The sequence below is a fragment of the Chromatiales bacterium 21-64-14 genome (assembly GCA_002255365.1).
Classification (GTDB): Bacteria; Pseudomonadota; Gammaproteobacteria; order 21-64-14; family 21-64-14; genus 21-64-14.
Window position 1 is genome coordinate 238809 of the sequence record NCBI01000001.1, and the last position, 23600, is coordinate 262408.

Annotated in this window: 23 protein-coding genes; 4 read left to right on the forward strand and 19 right to left on the reverse strand. The window is 62.1% G+C overall.

The window, feature by feature from the left end; translation table 11 throughout:
- Positions 1-226: 226 nt before the first annotated feature.
- Complete coding sequence (locus tag B7Z66_01045; GenBank protein OYV78175.1) at positions 227-1591, forward strand: hypothetical protein; 1365 nt, start codon at positions 227-229, stop codon at positions 1589-1591.
- 304 nt (positions 1592-1895) lie between these two features.
- Positions 1896-2846 (forward strand): hypothetical protein, encoded by a 951-nt coding sequence (locus B7Z66_01050; protein ID OYV78176.1) that lies wholly within the window; start codon positions 1896-1898, stop codon positions 2844-2846.
- Positions 2847-3099: 253 nt separating this feature from the next.
- Here the strand turns inward: B7Z66_01050 and B7Z66_01055 are convergent, their stop codons facing one another.
- The 18 genes from B7Z66_01055 to B7Z66_01140 form a co-directional block, all read right to left on the reverse strand.
- Positions 3100-4365 carry a C4-dicarboxylate ABC transporter gene (locus B7Z66_01055; protein ID OYV78177.1) on the reverse strand — a complete coding sequence of 422 codons (1266 nt, stop codon included), beginning with the start codon at positions 4363-4365 and terminating at the stop codon, positions 3100-3102.
- Positions 4362-4847, reverse strand: a complete 486-nt coding sequence (locus tag B7Z66_01060; GenBank protein ID OYV78178.1) for a hypothetical protein — start codon at positions 4845-4847, stop codon at positions 4362-4364. Before B7Z66_01060 ends, B7Z66_01055 begins: the two co-directional genes overlap by 4 nt.
- A gap of 74 nt (positions 4848-4921) precedes the next feature.
- On the reverse strand, positions 4922-5989 hold the full coding sequence (locus B7Z66_01065; protein OYV78179.1) for a hypothetical protein: 1068 nt from the start codon (positions 5987-5989) through the stop codon (positions 4922-4924).
- Positions 5989-6879 carry a hypothetical protein gene (locus B7Z66_01070; GenBank protein ID OYV78180.1) on the reverse strand — a complete coding sequence of 297 codons (891 nt, stop codon included), beginning with the start codon at positions 6877-6879 and terminating at the stop codon, positions 5989-5991. The genes B7Z66_01065 and B7Z66_01070 overlap by 1 nt, the downstream gene beginning before the upstream one ends.
- Before the next feature lie 258 nt (positions 6880-7137).
- Positions 7138-8286, reverse strand: a complete 1149-nt coding sequence (locus B7Z66_01075; protein OYV78181.1) for a radical SAM protein — start codon at positions 8284-8286, stop codon at positions 7138-7140.
- A 36-nt stretch (positions 8287-8322) separates the two neighbouring features.
- Entirely contained in the window at positions 8323-9408 is a 1086-nt protein-coding gene (locus tag B7Z66_01080) for a geranylgeranyl reductase (GenBank protein OYV78182.1), read from the reverse strand.
- Positions 9409-9456: 48 nt separating this feature from the next.
- Positions 9457-10557, reverse strand: coding sequence for a lipoate--protein ligase (locus B7Z66_01085; GenBank protein OYV78183.1), 1101 nt, complete (start codon positions 10555-10557; stop codon positions 9457-9459).
- Positions 10554-11717: a radical SAM protein gene (locus B7Z66_01090; protein OYV78184.1), complete on the reverse strand. Its 1164-nt coding sequence runs from the start codon at positions 11715-11717 to the stop codon at positions 10554-10556. Before B7Z66_01090 ends, B7Z66_01085 begins: the two co-directional genes overlap by 4 nt.
- A 74-nt stretch (positions 11718-11791) precedes the next feature.
- Entirely contained in the window at positions 11792-12229 is a 438-nt protein-coding gene (locus tag B7Z66_01095) for a glycine cleavage system protein H (protein OYV78185.1), read from the reverse strand.
- A 71-nt stretch (positions 12230-12300) separates the two neighbouring features.
- Positions 12301-12702: a sulfur reduction protein DsrE gene (locus B7Z66_01100; protein OYV78381.1), complete on the reverse strand. Its 402-nt coding sequence runs from the start codon at positions 12700-12702 to the stop codon at positions 12301-12303.
- Between the two features lie 66 nt (positions 12703-12768).
- On the reverse strand, positions 12769-13203 hold the full coding sequence (locus B7Z66_01105) for a glycine cleavage system protein H (GenBank protein ID OYV78186.1): 435 nt from the start codon (positions 13201-13203) through the stop codon (positions 12769-12771).
- A 72-nt stretch (positions 13204-13275) separates the two neighbouring features.
- On the reverse strand, positions 13276-14190 hold the full coding sequence (locus tag B7Z66_01110) for a disulfide reductase (protein ID OYV78187.1): 915 nt from the start codon (positions 14188-14190) through the stop codon (positions 13276-13278).
- Position 14191: 1 nt separating this feature from the next.
- The gene (locus B7Z66_01115; protein ID OYV78188.1) at positions 14192-14935 is read right to left on the reverse strand and encodes a heterodisulfide reductase subunit C; all 744 of its coding nucleotides are present in this window, start codon (positions 14933-14935) and stop codon (positions 14192-14194) included.
- A 55-nt stretch (positions 14936-14990) separates the two neighbouring features.
- A complete protein-coding gene (locus B7Z66_01120) occupies positions 14991-15869 on the reverse strand; it encodes a hypothetical protein (protein ID OYV78189.1) in 879 nt (292 codons plus the stop codon).
- Complete coding sequence (locus B7Z66_01125; protein OYV78190.1) at positions 15841-16905, reverse strand: pyridine nucleotide-disulfide oxidoreductase; 1065 nt, start codon at positions 16903-16905, stop codon at positions 15841-15843. Before B7Z66_01125 ends, B7Z66_01120 begins: the two co-directional genes overlap by 29 nt.
- Entirely contained in the window at positions 16905-18317 is a 1413-nt protein-coding gene (locus tag B7Z66_01130) for a heterodisulfide reductase subunit B (protein OYV78191.1), read from the reverse strand. Before B7Z66_01130 ends, B7Z66_01125 begins: the two co-directional genes overlap by 1 nt.
- A 170-nt stretch (positions 18318-18487) precedes the next feature.
- The gene (locus tag B7Z66_01135) at positions 18488-19153 is read right to left on the reverse strand and encodes a heterodisulfide reductase subunit C (protein OYV78382.1); all 666 of its coding nucleotides are present in this window, start codon (positions 19151-19153) and stop codon (positions 18488-18490) included.
- A 203-nt stretch (positions 19154-19356) separates the two neighbouring features.
- A complete protein-coding gene (locus B7Z66_01140; protein OYV78192.1) occupies positions 19357-19587 on the reverse strand; it encodes a SirA family protein in 231 nt (76 codons plus the stop codon).
- A 341-nt stretch (positions 19588-19928) separates the two neighbouring features.
- Here B7Z66_01140 and B7Z66_01145 point away from each other — a divergent pair, with 341 nt between their 5' ends.
- The gene (locus B7Z66_01145) at positions 19929-20237 is read left to right on the forward strand and encodes a hypothetical protein (GenBank protein OYV78193.1); all 309 of its coding nucleotides are present in this window, start codon (positions 19929-19931) and stop codon (positions 20235-20237) included.
- 186 nt (positions 20238-20423) lie between these two features.
- Positions 20424-21866, forward strand: a complete 1443-nt coding sequence (locus B7Z66_01150; GenBank protein ID OYV78194.1) for a hypothetical protein — start codon at positions 20424-20426, stop codon at positions 21864-21866.
- Between the two features lie 215 nt (positions 21867-22081).
- Here the strand turns inward: B7Z66_01150 and B7Z66_01155 are convergent, their stop codons facing one another.
- A complete protein-coding gene (locus B7Z66_01155; GenBank protein ID OYV78195.1) occupies positions 22082-23515 on the reverse strand; it encodes a hypothetical protein in 1434 nt (477 codons plus the stop codon).
- Between the last annotated feature and the right edge of the window lie 85 nt (positions 23516-23600).

Below are 23600 nucleotides of genomic sequence, written 5' to 3' on the forward strand. Positions count from 1 at the left end.
GGCGTGGTTCCACCGTGAAAACGAGGAGGAGACCCATTGTCGTCCATACCCGGGGAGAAGAAAACCACCATTGCGGCGGGAGATTGACAGGCATCACCTGGCCCCATACCGGCCTGATATACTAGTAGTAACCATGATAAGCCTGTAACGGTCCGGGCGGGGGGATTCCGTTTGCGCCCGGCCCCGCTAACCGGCGGATACGCCGCCTGCCCATGGAGGATGCCCGATGCCCATCCGCAGCACCCGTATCGTCTCCTGTCTGGTCGCCCTGGGGTGCCTCTCCGCCGGCCCGGTCCAGGCCTCGGGCTTCGCCATTACTGAACAGAGCGGCAGCGGCATGGGCAACGCCTTCGCCGGCGCCGCGGCCAGCGCCCAGGACGCCAGCACCATCTTCTTCAATCCCGCCGGCATGACCTTCCTGCCGGACCACCAGGTGGTATTCGGAACCCACGTGATCTCCCCGAGCGCGGAATTCAGCGGCACCGCCGCCAACAGCCCCGCGTTCGGCGGGCTTCCGATTACTGGCGGCAACGGTGGTGACGCAGCGCTGATCGGGGTCGTGCCCAACCTATATCTGGAGAGCGCGCTGGCAGACCACCGGTGGCGGGTCGGGTTGGGGATCAACGCACCGTTTGGGCTGCGCACCGATTACCCCGAGAGTTGGAAAGGCCGTTACCAAGCCGTGAAAACGGAGCTGACCACGATCAATATCAACCCGGCCGTCGCGTTTCAAGCCACCGACCGGTTGTCCATTGGGGCCGGGCTCGACGTCATGTATGCGGACGCCACGCTCACTAATGCGGTGGATAACTCGGCCATCTGCCTGGGCCTCCAGGCGCAGGGGAAATTCCCCGCGGGAACCTGCGCTGCGTTCGGTCTGGCCAACCCCGGGAGCCCCGGGACCGACGGCTTCGCGCGGGTGTCGGGAAACAACTGGGCACTCGGTTACAACCTGGGAGTCTTGTACGCCCTCACCCCGGACACGCGACTGGGCCTGCACTACCGCTCCAAGGTCCACCAGACCCTGAGTGGCAACGCCGAATTTTCCGGCATGCCAGGCTTGTTCACGGCCAATGGCTTGTTTGTGAACAGCCCCGCCACGGCGGAGGTAACCCTCCCGGAAACCGTTTCCGCCAGCGTGTTCCACACAATCAATCGCGAGTGGGCGGTAATGGCCGACGCCACCTGGACCCATTGGGCCCGGTTCGACAACCTCGTGGTGCAATACGATACGGGCGCACAGGGTCCAACGGTACAGCCGGAACAGTGGCAAAACACCTGGCGCTACTCCGTGGGGGCGAACTATCGCTACAGCGACGCACTGACCCTGCGCACCGGTATCGCCTACGACCAGACGCCAATCCAAAGCCCGCAACTGCGCACGCCCCGGATCCCCGACGCGACCCGGCGCTGGGTGGCGGTGGGCGCCAGCTATCACTATAGCCCGCGAGTCACCATCGAACTCGCGTACGCGCATCTGTTTGTCAGCAACACCTCGATCAACCATACGGACTCCCTGGGACACACGCTCACTGGCTCCTATAGTTCCGAGGTCAACCTGCTCAGCGGCCAAGTGAACTGGGCGTTCTGACGCACGTTTGCAGCGCCGATGGACCTGGGGAATAAGTCGAATTCACAATAATAAACAACCTATTAATGGCACGCGACCACCCCGGGACCAGGGCCGACTACGGTGCGCCGGCGAGGACCCGATCTCCCGTCTGCCGGCTACTCAGAGGGTGCAGGGAATCCCTTTGCCACGCCCCGGTTCTGTGATACTTTTCCCGCACGGGGACGGTCGCCGACCCTGTCATTACAAAAGCTTAGAAACCATCCCACGACCGGGATGGCGTTATTACTAATGAGCGTGTGCAATGGAGGAGACAACAATGAGAATGGCATCGGTTCATACGAAAGCGCTCTTTATCTCGGCCCTGCTGCTGATCTTCGGGGCGAGTCAAGCGTCGGCTGCAGAACGGTTGAAACCCTTCGAACTGGCCTATACCGCCAACGGCGACATGGCGCAGGTGGTGACGCAGGTCAAACAGAAACTCACCGCCAACGGCTTTGATATCGTGGGCAGCTACGCGCCGTACACTGACGCGAAGTTCTCCAACGGAGAGGTCGTGTCGGCGGAGGTCATTGGCGTAACCAACGACGCCCTCAAGAAGGCCGCGGCCGAGACCAAGTTCGGTGGCTACGCCATCGTGCAACGGGTCACTGTGACCAAGGTGACCAACAACGGGACCACCCAAGTCCAGGTGGCGTACACCAATCCGACCTACATGGCCAACGCATACCGTTTGAAGAGCGACTTGGCGGACGTGAGCGCTCAGTTGGGCAAGGCCCTAGGCGCGCAGAAGGCGTACGGCTCGCAGAACGGCCTCACCGCTTCCGACCTGCGGGACTATCATTACAAGTTCCTGATGCCGTACTTCACCGACCCCGATACGCTCGCCAAATACGGCAGCTACCAAGAGGCCGTCAACGCAGTAAACGCCGGCTTGGCCGCACACAAGGGCGGGGTCAGCAAGGTCTACGAAGTAGCGGTACCCGGGAAAGATGAAACGCTGTTCGGCGTCGCGCTCTCCGGCCCCAGCGACAACGCATGCAGCGGCGATCAGTACATCATGGCCAAGATCGACTTCCACAACACCAAATCCACCGGGCATCTGCCCTACGGCATCCTGGTAGCCGGCGATCACGTATACGCCTTGGGAGCGAAATTCCGTATCGCGATCAACTTCCCGGACCTCAGCATGATGGGCGACAACAGCTTCATGAGCATCATGTGCGCGCCGGGTTCCATCGAAAAGGCGTTGGAGGACGCGGCCAAGGGCGCCTGACCCCCACCCCGTTCAACCCGCAATACCGAAACCCCGGCCTAGGCCGGGGTTTCTTCTTTTGTGGTCCGGCGCGCCAAACACCCGTTGCACCGCCGCTCAATCACCCCAGACACGGAAACATCCCATTCGTATCAGGCCCCGCTCGTACCAGCTGTCCCCGCACGGATCCGAAGCCGCCACGGTCACTGTGCCCCCTAGCGGCGGCGGGCCCCAGGGGGAATCGGACACTGGCTGCCCCCCCGGACGCCCCGACTCACAGGCCTCGCCACCACAGGGACAGCGCGGGCACATAGGTCAGCACCGCAAGCCACACGATCATGATCGCCAGGAATGGCAAGGTGGAACGAAACAGCGTGAATACCGGCTTGTCGAAGCGCTGGCTGGCGATGAACAGGTTCAGGCCAACCGGTGGCGTGGAATAACCGATCTCCAGGTTGGCGAGAAAAATGATCCCCAGGTGCACCGGATCTACGCCGAAGCGCAGGGCCAACGGCAGGATCAGCGGCACCACCACCATGATGGCGGAAAAGACGTCCATAATGGCGCCTACCACCAGCAGCATGAGATTGAGCAGCAACAGGAACTGCAGTGGGCTGTGGACCACGTGCTCGACGTAAGACAAGACCTTGGCCGGGATCTGGGCATTAACCAGGAGATTGGTCAGGCCCATCGCCACGCTCAGGATGATGAGAATGCTGCCCACGAGCACCGCGGCCTCGCGGAAGGTGGTCAGCAGGTGCCGGTCGAACTTCAGGGTCCTGTGGACCACGATCTCCACGAAGAGCACATAAGCCGCCGCGCACGAGGCGGCTTCGGTGACCGTTACATACCCCCTAAAAATCCCGACCAGGATCCCGATCGGCAGCATCAGGTCCCAGATCCCCTCGCGCGCTGCCATCCGCAGCTCGCGAACCGAGAATTCCTGCCGGGGCACTTGTGCCCGGCGCCCGGTCACCATGCTGTAGCCGCCGAGCAGCACCATCAACAGCAGCCCCGGAACGACACCCGCCTTGAACAGGTCATCGATCCCGACCTTCGCGACGATCCCGTACAGGAGCAGCGGCAGGCTGGGCATGAACAGGAGTCCAAGAGATCCGGATGAAGTCACTAATCCAAGGGAAAATCGTTCGGGGTAACGGCCCGTGGTGAGGATCGGGTACAACAACCCCCCCAGGGCGAGGATGGTCACGCCGGAGGCGCCCGAAAACGCCGTAAAGAAGGCGCAAGAGCTCAGCGCCACGATCGCCAGGCCCCCGGGCATCCAACCCAGGACCGCGTTGAACACGCGCACCAAGCGCTGCGGTGCCCCACCCGCCGCAAGCACCGATCCCACCAGAGTGAATAACGGGATGGCCACCAGGTTCGCGGAGGCAGCCAAGCTGTGCATCTCGACGATCAGCACCGCCGGATCCACCCCGGAGCGCCAACTCGCCACCAATCCCAAGGCGCCCAGGACTACGAACAGCGGTAGGCCAAGAAGGGCAGCGGCGATGAGAAGCAGGGTTATTGCGACGTTCATGGATCGGAGTCGAGGCCGCGCGCCTCGATCCATGCCCGCAGCAGGAAATGGAAGCTCAGAAGGGCGAGGCTGACGGGGAGGACCACCGACAGCGCCGCCGTCCAGCGGTCTCCCGGCATCGCGTAATGCCATTCCTCCCGCCAGTACCGCACCGCCGCCCAGCCCAGCGCCCCGCACACAACAGCGGAGACCCCGTGGAAAAATATCTGGAGGTGATGCCGCCAAGATAAGGGCATCAGAGTACTCAGCACGTCGAGCCGGATATGGCGCTGTTCACGCACCGCCAGGATCGCACCGAAGAACGCAACCACGAGCACCAAGTAACGGAGCAGAATGTCCGTCCCGGGGAGCCCGGTATTGAATAGGTTCCGCGCGAGTATCTGCGCAAAGGACAGGATGACCATCGCTGCAAGACAGCCAACCGCTACCGTGGCCTCGACGCGCGCCAGCATGCGCTCCAGCTTTAGCATCGGCAAGTTCACCTCTACGTTCCGGGGCGACGGTGCCAAGCCGGATCGGGAAGCGCCACAGACGCGTCAGGCATCCACGGCGCCGGTCACCGGGCCGGCGATGTGACGGCCGATGATATTCCGAACCCGCCGTTCGGATCCTGCCCGGTTGTTTTATGCCGCGCCCGGTAACGGCTGAGATCCGCCTGCACCTGATCCACCAACGCCACCGGGAGGAGGCCGCGTTTTTCAAGCAACTGCACCACCCGGTCCCGCAATGTGTAAAACTGCTGATGGTTCACCTGCTTCCAGGGCAAAACAAACTTCAGCCCATACTTACGCAATACCTGCAGGCTCTTTCGGTTGTCCGTACGGCTGACCTTGATCAACTCACGGCCCGCGATGCCTCCCGTCTGCAACAGCAGCGCCTGAAGATCGGCAGGCAGGCGGTCGAAGAACTGCCGCTGGACCACCAACGCGCCAATGGCGTCCGCCATGGGGAAGTCGGTCACATATTGGGTCTTGGTAAACCATTGCATCGCAATCGCGCCCAACGCCGGAGCATAGACGGTGTTGATCAGTCCCGTGGACAGGCTCGTATAGACCTCGGTGATGGACAATGGGATCGGCGATAGCCCCGACGCGGAAAAGAACGCTTGTGCCAACGGGTCGCCCTGCCAAAGCCAGATACGCAAATTCTTCATGTCGTCGAAAGACCGGATCGGGTACTTCGAAAACAGTCGCACTGGACCCACTTCGGCCCAGCCGACCAGTTCGAAACCGTTACGCCGGAACCCCGCACGGAACTCCGGCATCAGCCGGGCGCGCACATAGTCGATCTCGTCGTAGCTACGAAACAGGAACGGGATCTCCATGACCCGGGCGGGAAAATAAATCTCCCCGATGCCATGGCCAGTAAACGCCGCGCCCTGAATCTGCCCGAACCGCATCTTGAGCAGGACGTCTGACTCGTCGCCGGCAACCCCGCCCGGATAGAGCTTGACGATCAGGCGTCCGTCGCTCTTGGCGCGCACCGTATCCGCCCAGGTCGACAGCACGTTCATCCAGCTTGAGCCCCGGGGCGCCAGGGTGGCGAACTTGAGCACGTACGGTTCCTGGGCAACCGCGCTGCTCCAGATCGACAAACCAACAATCAGCCATGCCAGCCGGGACATCAGAAATATTCCTTTTCGTGTGCCAGGAGGAAACGGGCCTTGGCCTGAGCGATGAGGTTCAAGAGCGCAATCTTCGGGTACCGGTCCGGCGAGCGCGCCAGCACGCCGCGCAGGCGCTGCTCAAAGGCCTGCTGGTCTAGGGTTTGCCGCGCCAAGTACTGAGCATATAGGACATCCGTCAGATAGAAACTTCCGCCGGAGATCTTGTTGGCCCGCGCGAAATACTCCCGAGCCTTTGCGTAGTCCCCGCCCAGCATCGGCGGTCGACTGCTATAATAGACGCCGAAGAACAGGTCCGCACCGCCATAAAAAAATCCCTCGTCGAGCTCCCGCACCCTGCGCATCAGGACCACGACGCGGCCCAACTCCGCAACCCGCGCCGGACGATCCCGGTTCATATCGATCCACTTCGCCCAACACGAGGCGGTCCAGAACAGCGCCGGCACCGCGGAGGGGCCCAAGCGCGCAACGGCGGCCGCGACCGTTTGCTGCTGCGCCCGTTGCGGATCCAGGCCGAGCCCTTCCCCGCGCAGGGCCGTGAGCGCGTAGCGGAAACAGCGATGGTAGAGCCCGGATGCTCGCCGCGGATTCTGATCCTCCACGAAGCCGAAGGCATAGCCATAGAAACCCTGCGCGGTATAGAGCAGCAGCTTCCGGTTCCTGGGGTCTTCATGGAGTAGCGCCTCCATGAGTTTGAGCTGCGCAGGCATGGCGTCCCGGGCAAGTTGCAGATCGGTTTCCTGGTACATGGAGGCTAGACCTCCCGCCAGGATCGGCTCGGCGCCACGCGCCACGATCTGACCCATGGAACAACCGGTGAGCAGCAGTGGGAACAGTAGGGAGCCCGAGAGCCAAGCGAGGACCGAGCGGATCGGCGGGCAGTTCGTCATTCAGATGCGCACGCACATAGTCTTATTCGTAGGTCAACCGCCGGCGGATGCCTGTTTGCGCGTTTACACTCGACCGGGGCGACGATCAGGAACGCCATCCTACCCCGGCGCGTAGCCCCAGACAACTCCGTGCAAGCCTAGGCGACGCGAGAGCGCCTGAACTCCGTTGCGTACGCAATCTCCGGGAACTACTGCCCAGCCCGGCCCCGGGAAACCGCAACGTCGCAGGGCCGACGGAGATGCATTTTGCGATAGGCTCTAGTCGGTGTCCGGGCCCAGGGTGCCCACCGCTATTCCCTGCATCTGGCGCCGTACGATCTCCACGTCATGGCCATCCAACGCGAACGGGAAGGAGCGGATATCACTGGGGCTGGAGTCACCGTAAGGGCGGTTGCAAGCGGAGACTTCCTCGTCGGACTTACCGGGACAACCAGAGGTCTGGAACGGCTTGCCGGAGGCGATAAGGGAGTCCAGTTCCGCGCTATCAAGGCCAAAATCCACGACTTGACCCGCTTCGTTGAAACGCATATCGCCGATCCGGCCACCGGCATAGTCGATGATGAATCGGGCCAATTGAACCCTGCGCCACTGGTCCCTGGGAACCGGATCCCAGTCCTCCATCATGGAGCCCTGCTCCGGGAAAAATCCGAACATGTGGTTGTGTCCGCCCATATCCCGGATCCGCTGGACCACCTGGAGGATTTCCTCTTCGGTCTCGCCCATACCCCCAATTAGATGGATCCCGAACTTCTCGGGTCCGAAGATCTCCGCGGCCCACTCGATAGCCTGCCAGTACTTCTTCCAGGTGTGTGGACTGTCCACCGTCTTGCCGCGGGTCCGCTCGAAGATCGCGGGCGTCGCAGCATCCAATGCCACGGTGAAGATATCGGCGCCTTCCTGATGTAGGGTCTTGAGATCCTCATACTTCATCGTGGTCGGGTTGGAAAGTATGGACACTGGGATCCGCGGCACCTCGCGCACCCAGCGCTTGAGCAGGACCAAGGTATCGTAATCTGAATTCGGGTGGGTAATCATTGAAATGCACATGCGTTCAAACTGGCCCCGGTCGTCGTCACGACGGACACGCTCGATGATCTCATCGTAACGCGCTGTGGGCCAATCTACGCGTATAAAATTACGGTCTGCGTAATCGCGGGATTCCTCCCGATGGCGCGCCAAGCCGCAATAGCTGCAATTCGCCCGGCAGCCCTCCGGATAGGTCACCAGCAGATTGAGGCAATGGGTACAGGCAGTCCGATGCATAGTGCCTGGGACCAAGCCAATGGTAATAGCCGCCGCCGTAGAGAGCTGCACATACTCCGGCGAGCGCATCTCCGGCGTCTTGACGTGGTAGTTGGGCCGGTAAAATTGCAGCGGTGCAACTACCGTATCAGCGCTGGCGCTCATATCGATCCTCCTGATTGAGTGTCGGGCCACTGGCTATCATGTGACACCGGCAACCTGCTCCGCAAAATACTCGTCAAACGCGATCCATCCGCGGCGCAGCACATGGTCATCGTGGGCCGCCGGCGTATGCCAGTGCCGGTTTAGGAACGCACGCCGCTCCAAAGCCCGGCAGATGGTGCCTTCGTACTGATCCCGGACGTCTTCTTCGAAATCGGCAAGGGCGCCGAAGGAGTCCGCGCCCAGGCATGCTGCGGCGGCTTCCCCGGCGCGCTCTCCGGAGACTACCGCGGCGGCGATTCCCGCGCCTGAAATGGGGTGAGTGAGCCCCGCGGCATCGCCGACGAACACCACCCTACCCTCCACCAGACGCCGGCGCAAGCCGCCCACCGGGATCGCGCCGCCGGTGCGTTGGAGTACCATCGGGCCGACGATTCCGGTGTCGACCAACTGCCGGTGGAGTCGATCCAACGGTGTCTTGAGATCCGCGTCTGCCAACGCCCGATCGGCGCCGAGTCCCAGGTTCGCCACCGCGCCTTTCGGGAACAACCAGCCGTAGCCCCCGGGGTATGCGTCCGAAAGCCAGATATCGGTGTCGGCGTACGGGCCTCGGAGGGGGACGGTGTACTGGCGCGTATGCACCACCTCCAAGGCCGGTAGACCGAGATTGCGGCCCACCGTGGAGTGGGGGCCGTCGGCCGCGACCAGCAGCCGGTACCGGACCTCGACCTCCAACCCATTACGCTGCAACCGCGCCAAGCGTTGCGTGGGGTCAAGTCCGACGAGCCGGGTTGCTTCCCAAAGTACCGCTCCTGCCTCCCGGGCACGCTGCGCGATAGACTGGTCAAAGCGGGCGCGGTCAATCATGATGCCCGGGAACGCCGTTGCCAGCCGGGCCCCGGACGGAAGGGCGCTCTTCATGCCTGTGATGGACTGAACCCGCACACCCGCGGCGGACGCATACCGGGCCATGGGCGCCGGAATGAATTCCGCGCACTGTACCGGTACACCGATCCGCCGATTACGTTCCACGCCCAGCACACGCAATCCGCGGGCAGCGGCACACCGGGCGGCGCTGCCGCCCGCGGGGCCCAGACCCACCACCAGTACGTCCACCGTTTCCATAGGCCGCCGCAACCTCGCATCATCACGACCCAGCGGCCGTCCTCGCTACTAACCGGCAGGCGTGGTCTCGGCCACGGGTTCCGTGTCCAGCGCACTGGTGATCACCGCTGTAAAATCCTCCGGATCCAGGCTCAGCATCTCCACTGGATGCCGGGCAAAGAATGCGCTCACCCGTTCCGGCAACTGCGCCACAGGAATGTCCCGCAGTGCCGCTTCCAGATCCGGTACCATCCGCCGTGGACTGACGAAGAAATCGCCGGTCAACCATACCTCTTTGATCCGTCCGCGACCGACATCGATGCGTACCGAAGCGCGCAGCAGTCCGCCCCGACACCGGTAGATTCCTTCCCGAATCGGAAGCTCGGAGACCGGCCGATCGTGCTGATAGACCCACTCCGGCGTGTCGATCTCCGCTAGCGCCTCAAGGTATTTCTCCTGCTCGCAAGCGCTGAGCTCCGCCGCCGGCTCGAAGGATATCCCAAACTCCTCGGCGAATGCATCGACCATGCAGCGCTGCACCTCATCCAGTGGCGGCGCGTTTCCGAGCAGTTCCTTCAGGTTCGCCACGCGCTCACGCGCGGAGCGTACCGCCTTGTCCGAAAGCTTCTCCGCCGGGATGCGTAATACCCGCAACATCCGTTCCACATCGAAATCAATGAGCAGGGTCCCCTGATACAGCAGAGAGTCCCCGTCGAAGGCTCCGCCGGTACCAGATACCTTGCGTCCACCCACTTCGATATCGTTGCGCGGCCGAAAACGCGCGTCCACGCCCAGCCGGCTGATACCCCGTGCGGCCGCCTCGCAGATCCGGCCCGCGATCGACTGCATGTCCGCCGAACCCACCGCCCGCTTGTCCAGATACAGCTCCCAACCTATCTGCGTCTCATCGAAATAGATGGCCCCCCCGCCCGTGATCCGGCGCTGGACGGCGATACCGTTCTGGCGACAATAGTCTTCGCGCAACTCCTGCCGGACACTCTGATGGAAGCCGACCAGAGCGGCGGGGGTAAAACGCAAAAAGCGCAGTGTATGAGGGCTGTGCCGGGCCTGATGGGATTCGAGCAAGGCGCGATTGAGACTGATGTTTTCCGCGGGACTGCGCAGCCCGGTGTCGATCACCCGCCAGACCGCGGCGGAACGGGCGTTCATGGGCGGCAGGACCCGCCTGCGTCCGTGGCCCTGGCAACCACCGGGATGCCACCAAGACCCGATGCCGCTCGGCGTCGGGTCCGCTCCTGAGCCAGGATCGTCTCCAGATCCACTTCCAGCCCCGGGTTGGACTCATCCAGGGCCATCACCTCGTCGCCCACGACGATGGAACAGCACGCCGGGGTGACCCGAACGCGGCGCTCGAGACGCGCCGCCAGCTCCACGCTGCCATCCGACGGATGCGCGATCCCGTCGAGACCTGCCAACACCGCATAAGTATCGATCTGGACCTTGGTGACTCCCGGCGGACGCGCACAACCCAACAGCAGAGAAAGCTCGGGCAAGGTGCGGCGGGCATCCAGGAAGAAACGGCCGACGTCATGCCCATCCGGGGTCACAAAAGGTCGTTTCACGGGGGCGTAGAAGGGCATGACCACCACGAGTACGAGCGCATCCGGCAAGTGGCGTTTGACCATCTCGAGGGCGTTCCATTCACCCAGGAGTTTCCCGTAATGGAGCCCGATCACGATGTGTGGCACCACCTTCATCCGGCTGGCCACGAGTGTCTCCAGGGTGCGCTCGAAGTCGTCCACCGAACGGCGCAGATGATAGACGTTGGTAATGGTCTCCTGCGCGCCGATCACGTCCATCATAGCGGCATCGATGCCAGACTGCTCCATGCACAGGGCGATGTCCTCGTCCACCAGCGCGGTATGAAGCGCGATCTTGAAACCCGGGAATTCGTCCTTTATCCTGCGGATCGTCGGATAATAGTCTCCGTATTCCACTTCGTTGCGATGATTGGAACCACCCGTGAGGAGCATGCCTCGCGCACCGTCCGCGATCAGTTCGTTGACGGTCCGCCACAAGGCATCGGGCGTGCGCGCAGGTATCATCGGATCAAGGATCTTCGCCTTGCAGTGGTCGCACTGCAGCTTGCAGTCCCCGCCGGTAATGGAGATGGCAGGCCAAGCGCTCTTACCGCAACCCGAGAGTTCGGTGGTCTGGAAGCTCTTGAACGTCGGCGTATAGAAATGGACGGTTCCGCCGCGATGGGCGTTCGATCCATGAAAATCCTGCATGTGCTGGATCAATTCATGATCCAGCGGCAGATCTTCCAAGGCCTCCACGCGCCGCACCGTCTCGTGCCAGTCGGTCATGTCCACGGCCTCTCGTCAGAGCGCACCGCAGGTGCGCCCGGCTGCCCATGAGGTCCTGCTGTCCGGCGCGGCGGTCAGCAGCCGCCGAACCCCTCGGACTCCATCTTGGCTTCAAACGCCGCCAAGGCGTCGGCGCCAGTCTTCAGGTCGCCCGATTCGCCCGCCCAGTCGCTCGGCTTGATTTTCACGAGCCAACCGCCGCCGTACGGATCTTCGTTGATCAGGCCGGGCTTTGCGGCAACCGCGTCGTTGGTGGCCACCACCTCGCCCGTCACCGGCATCTTCGCAGGTCCCACCCATTTCCCGGATTCAACGGTGGCACAGGACTTGTCCTTTTTCACCTCTTTCCCCACCTTCTTGGGGGTATAGGAAACGATCTGCCCCGCCAGGGACGCAGCGTAGGCGGTCAACCCAATGGTCACCATTCCGTCGCCTTCAAGACGACCCCACACATTGTTTTCGACGTTGTAGTACAGGTCTTCTGGAAAGTTACACCCACGCACGGTACCCATCTTCGCCTCCTAAAAGGATTGCAGTCCGGAAAAAGCAGCCCCAGCCGGAGCAGCGCGACACAAAGTTCGTCTTAAAAGGAAAACACCTTGTCACACGACAGAATCAGGTCCGCGAGGGTACTCGCCTTGGAAATGTAGTCCACTTCGTCGATCAAGTCGAGATTTTCGTCGATTTTATACCCCGGCAGCGCGGGTTGGCAAACATGGAGCTTGACCCCGGCCCGCTTGGCATCACGCACGAAATCGATGATCCGCTTGCCCCCCTCCATCGCCGCCAACTGCTCACCGACACCTTTCTCCATCAGTCGGACCCCCTCCATGGTGAAGAAGACATGAACCTCCGCGTCCATGGCGGCCAGAAGGGAGCCCAGGTAAAACGGCGTGGCGCAACGTTGCGGGGAACTCGGGCCGCTAGTCATGATGATGACCACGACCTTGTCGCCGTCGTCCGCGATATACTGGTTGTTTTCCATGGTCATGACTCGGTCTGAATCCCGCCTAAGGACCGGTATGCCACGGCGGGCGACACCGGGTGCCGGTTAGCGACAGTGGATGTCCTCCCGGCGCGCCCGTGCGCAGTAACCTTCCCGGGCGGAATCCCCAGTGAGGAAAGACGCGAGCGCCGCATCGGTTCCGTAGGCGGGCATCACGCGCGCGACCCAGGCATTGTAGGGATCCTGATTAAGCAACGCGGGATTGTCGAGGGCCATCTGATTACCCGCCACAATCACGCAATCGAAGAGATTAGGGATCGGACCCGCCCATTTGCCACTCTCCACAGTTGCAACCGGTTTTCCGGTGGGGCGTTTGGTCCCGGGGCGCCGCACCCGCAGATGCAGAATCTTCCCCGCGATGGCCTGGGACAGGTCCGTCATACCGATCGTCAGCGTCCCATCCGACTCGCGGCGCACCCAAATCTGGAACTCGCCGTCATAGTAGAGCTCGGGGTGAAACTCGCAGCCGTTACAGTCCATGGCGCTATTGTGCGCCACGCCGTGGAAATCGCGGCCGGGGATTGAAGCGACGCCCGGACTGCGGACCGCGTTTCATCCGATAATTCCCTTCTCCTTCAGGAAATCGATGGAGTCACTGACGTTCTCGTGGATGCCGAGTTTTCTTGGCGAGAGCCCCATGGCAAGGCCCAGCAACTGCGTGAAATACAGCACCTTCACCTGCGTCTTGATGCCGAACTCCTTCTCCGCCCGCACCTGGTGCATCTCCAGACCCGAGTGGCAGGTTGGGCACTCAGTGGCAATGACCTCGGCGCCGGAATCCTCGGCGGACTGCAGGAGGTTGAGTACCAGCTGTGTCGAGGTATCGGCGTCAGACAAGGTGTGGGCGCCCCCACAACATGCGGTCTTCAACGGGTAGTCCACGTTCACCGCGCCGGACGCGGCGAGCAGATCGTCCATGAAGTGCGGCTGATAGCTGGATTCCGACCCCGGTCCCTGATCCTTTTCCGGAAAGATCTGGCGCGGGCGCGTGTACATGCAACCGTAATAATTCGCGATCTTGATGCCGTTCAGGCTCTTGGTGAGCCGCTGCTTGATCCCCTCGGGGCCGAGTTCCTCCATCAGCCACTCGAGCAGGTGCAGGGTGCGGACATCGCCCTTGTACACCGGGTCATCGGCCTTCTGGGCCAGCTCCTGTACGGTCTGCATGGCCTTGTCGGACGTTGCAAGTTCGAACTCCGCCTTTTTGAGGTTGTGGTAACACCCGTTGCAAGGCGCCATCACGGCGTCCAATCCCATCTGCTCACTGGCGATGGCCAGGTTCCGGGCCGACAGGTAGGTCTGCAACATCGGATGGACGTTCTTGACCTCCATCGCGCCACAGCAACTGTAGTCCCGGAGGTTGACCATCTCCAGGCCCAGGGCCTTGACCAGCGCCCGCGTGGAACGGTCATACGGCCCCCCTGAACCTTCCAGGGCGCAACCGGGGTAATATGCGACCTTAGCCATTTTATGCCGCCTCCTTGATCTGCTGTCTGCGTTGGCGAGCGGCCACCTTCTCCCCTTCGACGTAGTCGCGCAGAACCTTGCCGGTCCGCCCCCAAGACTTGGTTCTGGGGGTAAACACGAAATTCAGGCCCATGCGGATCAGGTGTGCGAACGGGAGATGTTTGATCATGCGAGTCGTAAAGGCTGTCAGCCACGGCTGGAGCAGCGGCTGCTTGGTCTTTTTGAAGAAATTCATGATGACGTGTGCGTCTTCGATACGCCCGGTCTTTTCAACCTGCGCCCAGAACTCATCGTCGAAGACATGCGAGGGGCTGGTTTCAGTATGTCCCTCATCTTCTAGCCAATGGGCCAGCGCCTTCATGACGCCCTCTGGCCGCACATCCTTCGGACAGATGCTCGTGCATTTGTTGCAGGAGACACATTGCCAGATGATGTCCTTGTCCTTGATCAGCTCTTCCTTGAGCCCGAGGCGCGTCAGGTAGATCCAATACCGAGGGTTGAAATCCGTATTTAGCGCGTAGACGGTGCACGAATTGGTGCACGAGCCGCACTGCCAGCAGCGGTGCACGTTCTCTCCGCCGCCGTAGCTTTGTATGATTTTCTCGAAGTCATCATCGTAGTCGGCTATATACCGGGGCTTGATCATGGTGTTCCAATGCCCCGAAACGTCCACCCCATCGACCACGAGCGACTCGTGCTCCATGATCCGGTCGGACTCGATCAGCGACTTCTCGTGAATTGCCATGTTCTTCTCCGTCGAAGGATCCGTCACCCGCCACCACACCGGCCGCGGGCCACGGTCAATGCACCGTGGGCACCCTGATCCTGGATTGCCCGCGACGACGGTGCGGATCAATCCCCAGCATCTTGGTCACGAATTCCATGGGATCGTTCCGCGCCCCGAGTTCCGCGGCGAATACGCCGACACCCTTCGCCATCTGCTGTACGTAGTCCGCGTAGGCCTTGGCCAGCAACAGATCCACGAGGTACGGCACATCCCGATAAAAGCCTTCCTCCGCCAGAAATTCCGCGAGCTGGAGCCGTGCGCCCTCAAAGGTCTCGGGCCGCGCGTCCAGCGGGATATCGCGCATCGTATCATTGCCGCGTATGAACTCCCGCAACCCGCCGGACATAGTGCTCAAGTCCCAAACCCACCGGGCCATCAGCGGGTATCGCTCCGGGTCGCGGAAATGCAACATCTCGGCACCCAGATCCCACGCGGCGCGGCGCGCCTTCCCGCTGTCGGCCGGCAGCGCGTCCACAAAGGCCTGCATGCGCTCCACCAGCGGCCCTGCGCCATAGAGCAGATCTCGGATCGCCGACAGCAGGCGATCATGCTCGAAACCGACCAGCGCCGGCGGCAAGCGGCGCCGCGCCGTGAAGACCGTCTCCAGCAGGGCCGCGAACGCCGCATCATCCAGGGCGTCCAGCGCCGTCTCTGCCAACACACGCTCGAACAATTCGTGTTTGCGGCTCAGCGACTCGACAAACGGGGCCAAGCCCGGATCCCGATCATCCGTGGATTCGGCACTCTGCGCCTGCGCCGCGATCTCCTCCTGAAGCTGCGCCAGCTTCCGGGAACAGATCTTGCGGTCCAACTCGACGGCCATCTTGGCCGGCTGAATCAGATCCCGGACAGCGTTACCGGCTTCAGCCGGCTTTCTTCCGAACCAGAGCATGGAGGTCGGCTACCGAGCGCATCGCGGCAGCATGTCCTTGGGAAATGGAGTCATCGATGGTCTCCGGACCGTAGCAGGAGCCCGCAGCATAGATGCCGCGACGGGTGGTCCCGCAGGTGTTGGTATAGAACTCGGCGCGCTCGACAAACCCGTGTTTCTCGAGACCGATGCCGAATACCTTGGAGATCTCGCCGTTGTCTTCGTTCGGATCCATGCCGATTGCATGCACCACCAGATCGAAGGGGATTACGATAGGCCGTTTGACCAGGGTATCCTCGCCCTTGACCAGCAGGCGGCCATCCCCGGAGGCGGTCACCTCGGCGATACGCGCCTTAACGTACTTCGTCTTGAATTCCTCCTGGGACTTCCAATAGAACTTGTCCTCGTAGAGGCCGTAGGTGCGGATGTCCATGTAGTAGATGAACACATCCGTGGTCGGAGACAGTTCTTTGATCTCCATCGCCAAATTTGCGGACACGGTACAGCAGATCTTCGAACACCACTCGCGACCGATCTGACGGTCGCGGGAGCCCACGCACAACAGGATCGCCACCCGTTCCGGCACGCGCCCGTCCGAGGGGCAGAAGATCTTGCCGCCACCGACCATCTGTTCCATCTGCGTGGTAGTCACCACGTCCTCGTAGGTCCCGAAACCCCATTCCGGCTTGTTGATGCTGTCGAAATGAGTGAATCCCGTGGTCAGGATCACGGACCCCGCGTTGACCTGCTCGCCGTTGCTGAGCGTCGCCGTGAAGTTGCCTGCCTCGCCTTCCAACCTGGATACCTTGGCCCCTTTGAACACGGTGACGCCCGGGTCCTGCTCGACCCGGGTAACCATGCGGCCGATGGCGTCCTTGGCCCATTCGCCGGACGGCACCAGCTTCGCGTAGCCCGACAGGATGGGCGCGCCACCGAGCACGTCCTCCTTCTCAACCACCACCGCCTGATGACCCGCGGCGGCCACGCTGGCCGCCGCGGACAGACCCGCGGGGCCGGCACCTACGACGAGTACGGTTCCGGTATCCGAGCCTTGCATTATTTCGCGCCTCCGTACGCCAGTTCGGGGTTGTACAGATAGTCGATGTTGCCCTGCTCGACTTCCTTGAGATACTCCTGAAAGCGCGCCTTGGCGGAATCCCAGCTGATGCCCATCTTCTCCACCAGATCTTCGCAAGGCGAGGCGTGCCACTGCAGCTGCACGATCTTGAACGGATCGGCGCCACAAGCCAGGGCTGCGAACTGGATATCCGCCATGATCGGGACGGAGTAGTTCTGCTCGTGGGACTTCCCGATCCACTGGTTCTTGTCCATGGTGGTCACGCAACCCGTGTCATTGGCCAACAAGACGTCCGCGTTCGCCTCTTGCCTGGCGACCTTGATCTTGCGGTCCATGGTGAAGGAACGGGTGAACTCACGCTCGGAGATGATGTGCCGGAACCCGAAGCCACAGCAGTCGTACCAGGTGGAATAGTCGATCACCTGGGCGCCGAGTGCCTGAGAAAGGGAAGTGATAATCGCGGTGCGATTGCCCCCCAGCACGTCAGGGTCGTAGACCGCGTCTTCATGCACCATCTTGTAGTAGTGACACGCCACGTGGGTCGTGGTCCGGATGTTGGAGACATCGATTTTCTGCAACTCGGACGCGATGCGGTTGCGCATCACATGCACCCACTCGGAGTAATGCACGATCTCCTCCGGGATGACCAGCTTCCCATCGACCAGGCGGCCAAGTTTACCGAGGATCTTTTTGACCTTCTCGCGCAGTTCCGCGGATTCGATCAGGTATTTACGGATTTCCTTGTAGTTTCCGAACGAAGTGCCGCAATGGACCAGCGGAAAGAAGTGGCCGGCCTCGAAGCCGTGCTGCTTGCCGGAAACATAGGCCTGATGGAAGTTGCGCAGAAACACAGCGGCCAGGGATTCCACATTGCCGATGCCAGAACCGTGGTAGTTCCAGGCGGTGCAGGAAGTCTGGTCGGTCTCGTCCAAATAATCCTTGCCGGGCACCATCCCCAGGTTGTTCATGACCCAAAGCAACGAGGTTGGATATCCGGGGATATTGCCGCACTGCCCACAGGACTTGTGATGCCAGAGCTGATTGGTCGGGATCTTCTTCTCCCAGCCGAACAGCGTCTTGACGGTGGCCGGCTTATGCACATCGGTGATGCGATGGACGATGATTTCACCCTCGCGCTCCAACTCCCACATGTGCTCGCGAATGTCATCCATCCGGTCGCCGAGATCCACCGTGCGGCGATCGACGTGCTTGCGGACCCAGTCGGTGGCCTTTACCGCCTCCTCACGAGACAGGTCCGCCTGCTGGAAGAAGGAGCCGTGACCCGCGATGCCCTGACCATCGGTGTTGTGAAAGCCGGGTTTCATGGCCCCGGGACCCGCACCGTCTGCGGTCATGTTGTGATTGCCAGGCGTGTTATCGGTGGGTTTCATCATGCACCTCCTGAAGGAATTTCGCGGGATCCGCCGCGCGCGCTCGGCCATTCGGAAATAATCCCAGTGGCCGCGGGCTGCCGACCCGCTATCGCACTCATATACCCGTATACCCGTTTGCGCGGTTCCGACCGCTCAAACCCTGTCGTTGCCGGTCACCCGGCACGCCGTTAGTCGTCACCCTGCTCCTCAAGCCAGTCCTCGTAGTCTTCCTTCTTCTCGTCGATGAAGTCCTCGATGACGTCGAAGAGGTTCTCGTCCATCATCTCCAGGGACTTCAGGACACCGGTCATTTCCCAGATGGTGTACATCTCCACGGAGGTCTTGAGCGAAACCTCCCACGCGGTGTCCACGGTCTGCAGGGTTTTCACCGGGATCGCCTTGCGTAAGATCTTGAGGTCACCTTCGACCTTCTGGATGTTCGGACCCCAGTCCGGAAAGTGGTCGGGCTGGATCATGTCCGGCGAGAGCTGGTTACCCGTGGTGATGAGCTTGAGCATGACCCGGCCGAACGGACGCAGTACGTCCTTGGCCGACTGCATGCCATGCTTGATCGCCACTTCGCGCATGATCGCCACCAGCCCGCCCGGGGAATTCTTGAACGGACAGCGCGCGGCGCAGGTCATACACTGAGCGCATGCCCAGATCTTCTCCTGCATGACGTCATAGACCTGCTCGACATTCTCGGTCCACAGCAGCTGCACGATCTCGCGCGGGCTGTAGTCATAGAAATGCGCCGAGGGACATGTCGCCGTGCAGATACCGCAGTTCAGACAGCCGTTCAACTCATGGTCATAACGAAAGTCGCTGCGGATATCGTCGAAGATCTGCTGCATTTCCGCGTAGCTTGCCATGGACTGACCTCGCCTTTGCGCCACGGCCCGCAGGGGTCGCCCCACGGCTAAGGGGAGCGATTCGCGAGCCTGTCGGGCCAATACCCGAGTTTAGTTGTCAACTATTATGCCGTAGTGATCCTATTCGCACAAGGCCACGCCAGCCGGGACAGGCCAGCACATGCCCCACCAGGCGCGGGGGCGATTCACGATTTCTTGATCAGGAACCGGTACTGGCCACCGTCTTCCCGGGATTCCAGCAACTCGTTCCCGGTCTGCTGGGCGAAGGCCTCAAAATCCTTGAGGGTGCCGGGATCCGTGGCGCGGATGTGCAGGACTTGCCCACTTTGCATCCCTGACAATGCCTTCTTCGCCCGCAGGATCGGCAGTGGACACTGTAGGCCCGTCGCATCCAGCTCCTGATCAAAACCGGCCATGGCTCGTCTCCGTTGGAGGTGAAACCTTGTTCAGGAGTCACGGGTTACCAGACCCCCTTCAACCTGCAACTTTATAGGCGAAGCAACCCGAGAACGCAATATCGCGCCTGGGACTGAAGTGTCGTGTGCTGCCATCATCTCTCCGGTACCGCCCGCGCCCCTTGCCAGCGCCAATGCATTAGTATATTAAATATTGCTAAATATTGGCAAGGGAACCCCGCCTAGGCCGCGCGCCCTTGTTGCTCAGTCTTGCCCAAATGTGCTATTCACCCATGCATCGGTCCGACACGTTTCGGGCGCCCGACCGCCTTACCTTAGAAATACCTTAAAGGAGGTGTGGTTTGGAAAAAAAAGACTTTGCCGTGGATACCCGCTATGCATTGACCGTGCGCGACCCGGAGACCGGCAGGCTTCGGCCCGCGAATTTCTACATATACCGGCTCTATGCGGAGTTCATGGTGGCGCGAATGACGGATCGGGACGGATCCCTGCACAAAATCCCCTACGCTAATGTGGTCAAAATCGTTCGGACCACACCGGTCCCCAAATCCCAGCGCTTTGCGGTTCCGGCCGCCTTGCTGGACGAGCGGGCCTGGAAGGACCGCTCGTCCCTGACGCTGTATTCGTCCTCGCCCGCTTCCGGCAAATAAGCCGCCCTCGGACAACCGGCCCGTTGCGTCGTCAGCGCGCGCGGGGCAGTGCTGAACAACCGCAAGCCGGCGGCATCTTAGACGATATACCCGCTATATGTCGGCCGGACGCCAAAGCACGCCCGGCCGCTCCGATCCGGAGCGCGGGCGGGTGCCCGCCCGCGATGCCGATGAGGGTCAAAGATCATGAGGTCATCCGTGCCGGCGTGCCGGCTCCTGACCGGCCTCCTCGCCATGCTCTGGACACTGACCGCGGTGGCCGGCACCGACCTGCCCGACATGGGAGACCCCTCCGCCACTGCCATCACCCCCCACCAGGAGCGTGAACTAGGCCAGGAGTTCATGCGCCAGGCACGCCAGCAGCTGCCTATCATGGACGACCCGCTGCTCAACGAATACCTCAACTCCCTGGGCGCCCGGTTGGTGTCCAACAGCGACGACGCCGGACAACCGTTTACGTTCTTCCTGATCGACGACCCGGTTATCAATGCCTTCGCCGTGCCCGGCGGATTCATCGGCGTCGACAGCGGGTTGTTGCTCACGACGCAGTCGGAGAGCGAACTCGCCTCGGTACTGTCCCACGAGATCGCCCACATCACCCAACATCACATGGCGCGGGGGCTGGCGGACGCGCGGCGGCTCAGTATCCCGACCGCCGCCGCCCTGCTGGCAGCGATCCTGCTCGCCACCCAGAATCCGGAGATGGGCACCGCCGCCATCGCGGCCTCCCAGGCCGGCGCAATCCAGCACCAGATCAACTTCACCCGGGCCGATGAAGAGGAGGCGGATCGCATCGGCATCGGAATCCTGGCGCGCTCCGGATTCGACCCGTCCGCAATGGGGGACTTCTTCCGGCGTCTGGCCCAAGCAACCCGCTATCAGGGCCCGCAGCTCCCGCCGTTTCTCCTCGATCACCCGGTCACCGTGGACCGGATCGCGGACGCCCGTGCGCGCGCCGCCCAGTATCCGCCCCACCGCTACCGCAATCGCCTGGTGTACTACCTGGCGCGGGCCCGTCTGGAGGCCCTGGTCTCCCAGGACCCCTGGGAGACCGCACGGCGCTTTCGGCGCCGTATCGCGGCGGGTCAGTATGAGATGGCCGAAGCGGCGCACTACGGACATGCGATCGCCCTGCAACGGGCCGGGCACTACGACGCCGCGGTCCGGGAATTAGACGCCCTGTTGCGTGAGGATCCGGACCGGGTCGAATTGCTCATGGCCAAGGGCAAGACACAACTCGCCGGCGACCACACCCAAGCGGCTCTGAAGACCTACGCCTACGCCGCCCGGCTATACCCCGACTACTACCCCCTCACCATCGAGTACGGCAATGCCCTGCTTCAGGGAGGGCAGGCCCGCCAGGCCCGCGACCTGCTGCTGGCCTATTTGCGCAACGGACAGCCGGACCCGATGCTCTACAGCCTCCTGGCGCGGGCCGCGAACCAGGGCGGGTTCATCAGCGAATCCCACGAATTTCAGGCCCAGTTCTATTACCTGAACGGCCAGGTGCAACCCGCCATCCAACAGCTCGGCCAAGCCCTGGAGGCGGCCACCGGTCCGTTCCAGATCCAGCGTATTCAGGCCCGTCTCGTGCAGCTGAAGCAGGAGGCAAAAGACAAAAAGCGGTGAGCCCACTGGCCGTGGCGAAAAAAAGGGGCACCAGAGGCGCCCCGAAGAAGGAGGAGTCGTACGAAGTTTCACAAACACGCCCCGCCAAATGGGGGGGCACAATGGGCATCCATGCCCTCCTGGGCTCCGGCCGCCGCCGATCCGAAGATCGCCGGCGGCTGGATCGTACCTCCCGCCGATAAACTCGGCGGGAGTGGCGCCGGACCGCCGGTCCCTCAGAAAATGAGGGTGACCTGCAGGTCCAGGCGGTTATCGAACGAATGGGCTATCGCCTCGGCGTTGCTCAACTGCGCCGGTCCCGGGCCGGTCGTGGGGAAGGCGCCCGGATTCTGCACCGACAGCGTGTTGATGGCGTAGTTGAAGGTCACCCGCGTCTTGGGATTGATGAAGTACTGGAGCCCGAACGTCCAGGTGCGGAACATGCGCTCGTTGATCGGATCGTTGAAGAGCCGATCGTACTGATCGTAACGACCCTCGAGCTGAATATTACGCGTGACGAACACCGCACCCTCGCCGTAGAAGCCCCGGCCTCCGTTGTTGAAGCCCGGGAACATCGTCGCCGGTTGCTTCACCCCGTTGAGGCTGGTGAACGGCGAGCCGGCGTAGATCATGCCCTTGCCGAACATGTATTCGGCACTCGCACGAATCGCCCCGGGCCGCATGAAGCCGGTGCGAACCATCCCGCCGAAGCCCTCGCGGGTGCGGTGGTAGGACTGCCCGTTGAAGTCGCGGTCTCCGTTCTGGTACCAGACCCAGCCACTCACGTCACTGCGATGTGGCCCCTTGCTGTCCCCAAAAACGTAGGAGACCTGCAGGCGCCCATTGACATCCTTGTTGTTGTTGCTGTCCTGCCGGTCGATCTGGGCACCGTTGCTGACCATCACGCCGTAGGTGTATTCCCAGGGCCCGAAGCGGAACGCGTTGAATGCCATCAGGCCGGTGTCGCGGAACGCGCCGAGGCCGTTGACGTTCGAATAGACGCCGTCGGTCGCCACCGGGGCACCGTTACCCCCCGGGCCACAGGCTCCTGGCCCGCCCACCGCACTATTCCAACAGGTTCCTGTAACCGTGTCTGCGCTCACGAACCGCTCCAATAAGAGCTGGTTGGTGACGTTGGTGAAGTTCACGTAGGGCAGATTGGGAATGCCCATCAGCCCCTCTTCCGCGTCGCCCGGGATCTTGAACAACCCCAAGCGGAAGCGCACGAATTTGTCCAGCTGATTGAAGGTCACGGAGGCGTCGGTGATCACCGGATGGTAACCCCGGGTTGCGGACAACGCGTTGTCGCCGAATTCCGCGAGGAAGAAGTAGTCGATGTCGTTGCTCAGCGGAGTCGCCGAGCCACGCACCCCGATCCGCGCGCGGCGGATATAGAAAGTATTGCTGGAAGTCTGGTCAGGCCCGATGTTGTTGAAGTTCGGGCGCGTCCCGTTCAGCCCCGCCACGGCGCCCTTGAGACCGGACAACTCGCGCCCTCCAGTCCAACCGTAACCGGGCTGGACAAACCCCCAGAACTGCGCGCGCGCCGTAACCCCCGGCGGCTGCGTGCCCTGCAACATAAGCCAGTTGCTCGCGTGGGCTGGCAGGCTCAGCGACGTGGCCCCGGCCAGGGCCAGCGCAACCGTGATGCGACGCATCTTCCGTTTCATGTTTTTCGCCTCCTCAACTTCGTATCGTGTTTATGCGGACCGGGTCCTTAAAGACCCCCAATTGTGATCACTTTACTCAGAAAAC

Coding starts and splice junctions, on each gene's coding strand:
- B7Z66_01120 (OYV78189.1), bottom strand. CDS start 15,869: ATGCTCTGGTTCGGAAGAAAGCCGGCTGAAGCCGGTAACGCTGTCCGG.
- B7Z66_01105 (OYV78186.1), bottom strand. CDS start 13,203: ATGGACTGTAACGGCTGCGAGTTTCACCCCGAGCTCTACTATGACGGC.
- B7Z66_01070 (OYV78180.1), bottom strand. CDS start 6,879: ATGACGAACTGCCCGCCGATCCGCTCGGTCCTCGCTTGGCTCTCGGGC.
- B7Z66_01065 (OYV78179.1), bottom strand. CDS start 5,989: ATGTCCCGGCTGGCATGGCTGATTGTTGGTTTGTCGATCTGGAGCAGC.
- B7Z66_01050 (OYV78176.1), top strand. CDS start 1,896: ATGGCATCGGTTCATACGAAAGCGCTCTTTATCTCGGCCCTGCTGCTG.
- B7Z66_01045 (OYV78175.1), top strand. CDS start 227: ATGCCCATCCGCAGCACCCGTATCGTCTCCTGTCTGGTCGCCCTGGGG.
- B7Z66_01110 (OYV78187.1), bottom strand. CDS start 14,190: ATGGCTAAGGTCGCATATTACCCCGGTTGCGCCCTGGAAGGTTCAGGG.
- B7Z66_01075 (OYV78181.1), bottom strand. CDS start 8,286: ATGAGCGCCAGCGCTGATACGGTAGTTGCACCGCTGCAATTTTACCGG.
- B7Z66_01140 (OYV78192.1), bottom strand. CDS start 19,587: ATGGCCGGTTTTGATCAGGAGCTGGATGCGACGGGCCTACAGTGTCCA.
- B7Z66_01095 (OYV78185.1), bottom strand. CDS start 12,229: ATGGGTACCGTGCGTGGGTGTAACTTTCCAGAAGACCTGTACTACAAC.
- B7Z66_01085 (OYV78183.1), bottom strand. CDS start 10,557: ATGAACGCCCGTTCCGCCGCGGTCTGGCGGGTGATCGACACCGGGCTG.
- B7Z66_01080 (OYV78182.1), bottom strand. CDS start 9,408: ATGGAAACGGTGGACGTACTGGTGGTGGGTCTGGGCCCCGCGGGCGGC.
- B7Z66_01155 (OYV78195.1), bottom strand. CDS start 23,515: ATGAAACGGAAGATGCGTCGCATCACGGTTGCGCTGGCCCTGGCCGGG.
- B7Z66_01130 (OYV78191.1), bottom strand. CDS start 18,317: ATGAAACCCACCGATAACACGCCTGGCAATCACAACATGACCGCAGAC.
- B7Z66_01125 (OYV78190.1), bottom strand. CDS start 16,905: ATGCAAGGCTCGGATACCGGAACCGTACTCGTCGTAGGTGCCGGCCCC.
- B7Z66_01135 (OYV78382.1), bottom strand. CDS start 19,153: ATGCAGCAGATCTTCGACGATATCCGCAGCGACTTTCGTTATGACCAT.
- B7Z66_01055 (OYV78177.1), bottom strand. CDS start 4,365: ATGAACGTCGCAATAACCCTGCTTCTCATCGCCGCTGCCCTTCTTGGC.
- B7Z66_01090 (OYV78184.1), bottom strand. CDS start 11,717: ATGACCGACTGGCACGAGACGGTGCGGCGCGTGGAGGCCTTGGAAGAT.
- B7Z66_01100 (OYV78381.1), bottom strand. CDS start 12,702: ATGGAAAACAACCAGTATATCGCGGACGACGGCGACAAGGTCGTGGTC.
- B7Z66_01150 (OYV78194.1), top strand. CDS start 20,424: ATGAGGTCATCCGTGCCGGCGTGCCGGCTCCTGACCGGCCTCCTCGCC.
- B7Z66_01115 (OYV78188.1), bottom strand. CDS start 14,935: ATGGCAATTCACGAGAAGTCGCTGATCGAGTCCGACCGGATCATGGAG.